Raw genomic sequence first — 2667 nt, 5'->3', positions numbered from 1 at the left:
CCCGGTGCCCGACGAGCGCCGCGCCCGCCACCGCGCTCCCGCCCCCGAAAGCTCTACCCTTGCCGGGTGGCACCAGCAGAAACGTCCAAGAAGAAGTCCAAGGCGAAGCCCAAGGCCTCCCCCGCCCCCGTCGACCTCGCGATGCCGAGCCTGCGCCGCGAGATCCCGCGCGACGAGGTCCCGCTGGACTTCGCCCGCGCCTGGGTCGAGTTCGCCGACCCCGCCGACGAGGAGCAGGTCTTCCGCTGCGACCTCACCTGGCTGACCTCCCGCTGGTCCTGCGTCTTCGGCCAGGGCTGCCACGGCATCCGCGAGGGCCGCGGCGAGTCGGACGGCTGCTGCACGCTGGGCGCGCACTACTCGGACGAGGACGACGAGAAGCGCGTCCTGGGGCACGCGACCCGGCTGACCCCCGAGCTGTGGGAGAACTTCGCCGAGGGCACCGACGCCAAGGGCCGGATCGTCTCCGACGGCGGCATCACCATGCTGGACGAGGACGGCGACCGCCAGACCCGCCGGGTCGGCGGCGCGTGCATCTTCGTGAACAGCCCGGACTTCGCGGGCGGCGCCGGCTGCGCCCTGCACGCGCTCGCCCTCAAGGAGGGCCGCGAGCCGCTGGAGACCAAGCCGGACGTCTGCTGGCAGCTGCCGATCCGCCGCACCTACGACTGGATCGACCGCCCCGACGACACCCGCTACCTCCAGGTCACGATCGGCGAGTACGACCGCCGCGGCTGGGGCCCGGGCGGCCACGACCTGCACTGGTGGTGCACCGGCGCACCGGCGGCCCACCAGGGCGCGGACGCGGTGTACGTCAGCTACCGCCCCGAGCTCACCGAGCTGATGGGCCGGAAGGGGTACGAGGTGCTGGCCCGGCTGTGCGAGGAGCGGATCGCCACCAAGGGCGACCGCAAGGTGGCCCCGCACCCGGCGGACCCGGTCAGGAAGTCCAAGAAGGACTGACCCGCCCCCCTGGTGCCCGCCCCCGGTGCCCGCCCCACGCGGCGGCACCGGCCCACCCACCGGCGCCGGCCCCCGGCACCGGCCTACTTGTCGATGTCCCCGACCACGAAGAACATCGACCCCAGGATCGCCACCATGTCCGCGACCAGCGTCCCCGGCAGCAGCTCGGTGAGCGCCTGGATGTTGTTGAAGGACGCCGAGCGCAGCTTGAGCCGCCACGGCGTCTTGTCGCCGCGCGAGACCAGGTAGTAGCCGTTGATCCCGAGCGGGTTCTCGGTCCACGCGTAGGTGCTGCCCTCGGGTGCCTTGAGCACCTTGGGCAGCCGCTGGTTGACCGGGCCGGGCGGCAGCGTGGCGAGCTTGTCGAGGCAGGCGTCGGCGAGGTCGAGCGCGTTGAGGGTCTGTTCCAGCAGGCACTCGAAGCGGGCCAGGCAGTCGCCCTCCTCACGGGTGACCACGGTGAGCACCTGCCGCAGCTCCTCGGAGCCGTACGCCAGGTACGGCTCGTCGCGGCGCAGGTCGAGGTCGAGGCCGCTGGCCCGGGCGATGGGGCCGCTGACGCCGTACGCCTCGGCCTGCGCCCGGGTGAGGACGCCGACCCCGGCGGTGCGGGCGCGGAAGATCTCGTTGCCGAGGACGAGGTCCTCGAAGACGGGCAGCTGCGAGCGCACGGTGGCGACGGCGGTGCGGACCCGGCCGAGCCAGCCGGCCGGCAGGTCCTCCTTGAGGCCGCCGACCCGGTTGAACATGTAGTGCATCCGGCCGCCGGAGGCCTCCTCCAGCACGTGCTGGAGGTCCTCGCGGCCGTTGAAGGCGTGGAAGACCGGGGTGATCCCGCCGAGCTCCAGGGGGTACGAGCCGAGGAACATCAGGTGGTTGAGCACCCGGTTGAGTTCGGCGAGCAGGGTGCGGATCCAGACCGCCCGCTCCGGGACCTCCATGCCGAGCATCCGCTCGACGGCCATGACGACGCCGAGTTCGTTGGAGAAGGCGGAGAGCCAGTCGTGCCGGTTGGCCAGCATGATGATCTGCCGGTAGTCACGGGCCTCGAACAGCTTCTCCGCGCCCCGGTGCATGTAGCCGATCACCGGCTCGGCGCTGACGATCCGCTCGCCGTCCAGCACCAGCTTCAGGCGCAGCACGCCGTGGGTGGCCGGGTGCTGCGGGCCGATGTTGAGCACCATGTCGGTGGTGCCCGCCGCGCCGGTGAAGTTCTCGGCTCCCGCCCCGATGCCGACCGTGGTCTCCCTCATGCCCCCAGAGTCTGCCATCCCGGCAGGCCCGCCAAGCTCACCGGTTCCGTCATGCGGACGGCCTGCACCAGCCACCCGAAGGCGCCCAGCCCGCCCGGGTCGGTCAGCTCGGCCCCCTCCCCCGCCCCGCTGAGCGCCCGCAGGTAGCCGACGGGGTCGCTGGTGGCCAGCGCGAGCGCCGGGCGCCCGCCGCTCACGCCGAGCGCCCGCAGCGCCTCCCGCTGCGTTGTCCACAGGCTGTGGAGACCGGGCACGGCGACGGAGTCCAGCGCGACGTGCGCGGTGACGTCGCAGGAGCCGTCCGGCACCGGCGCCACCTCCCGGCCGTCCCGGAAACCGGCGTACGTGCCGAACGGCGGCCGCCGCCCGGCGGTGTGCCCGTAGTCGACGGCGACGGCCAGGCCGCGCTCCAGCCCGGCCACCGCCCGCGCCCAGGCGGCGTCCCGGGGGC

Annotated in this window: 2 protein-coding genes and 1 pseudogene; 1 reads left to right on the top strand and 2 read right to left on the bottom strand. The window is 73.5% G+C overall.

All coding sequences use genetic code 11. The annotated features are described in order from the left end of the window. Positions 1 to 66 precede the first annotated feature (66 nt). On the top strand, positions 67 to 963 hold the full coding sequence (locus AE652_RS39245; RefSeq protein ID WP_074001694.1) for a hypothetical protein: 897 nt from the start codon (positions 67 to 69) through the stop codon (positions 961 to 963). 83 nt (positions 964 to 1046) lie between these two features. On the opposite strand, the gene AE652_RS39240 is transcribed toward AE652_RS39245, so the two are convergent. Together AE652_RS39240 and AE652_RS39235 are read right to left on the bottom strand one after the other, a co-directional pair. Further along, positions 1047 to 2216 carry an NADH-quinone oxidoreductase subunit D gene (locus AE652_RS39240; protein ID WP_049660332.1) on the bottom strand — a complete coding sequence of 390 codons (1170 nt, stop codon included), beginning with the start codon at positions 2214 to 2216 and terminating at the stop codon, positions 1047 to 1049. After that, a pseudogene (locus AE652_RS39235) lies at positions 2213 to 2667 on the bottom strand (hypothetical protein); the annotation flags it as partial. The pseudogene AE652_RS39235 and the gene AE652_RS39240, both read right to left, overlap by 4 nt.

The organism is Kitasatospora sp. MY 5-36 (assembly GCF_001182915.1).
Classification (GTDB): domain Bacteria; phylum Actinomycetota; class Actinomycetes; order Streptomycetales; family Streptomycetaceae; genus Kitasatospora.
The sequence above is the reverse complement of the archived record's forward strand: the minus strand, read 5'-3'. Positions and strand labels throughout refer to the sequence as shown.

Bases quoted from the DNA above. Each gene is read 5' to 3' on its own strand.
- AE652_RS39240 (WP_049660332.1), bottom strand. From the start codon at position 2,216: ATGAGGGAGACCACGGTCGGCATCGGGGCGGGAGCCGAGAACTTCACC.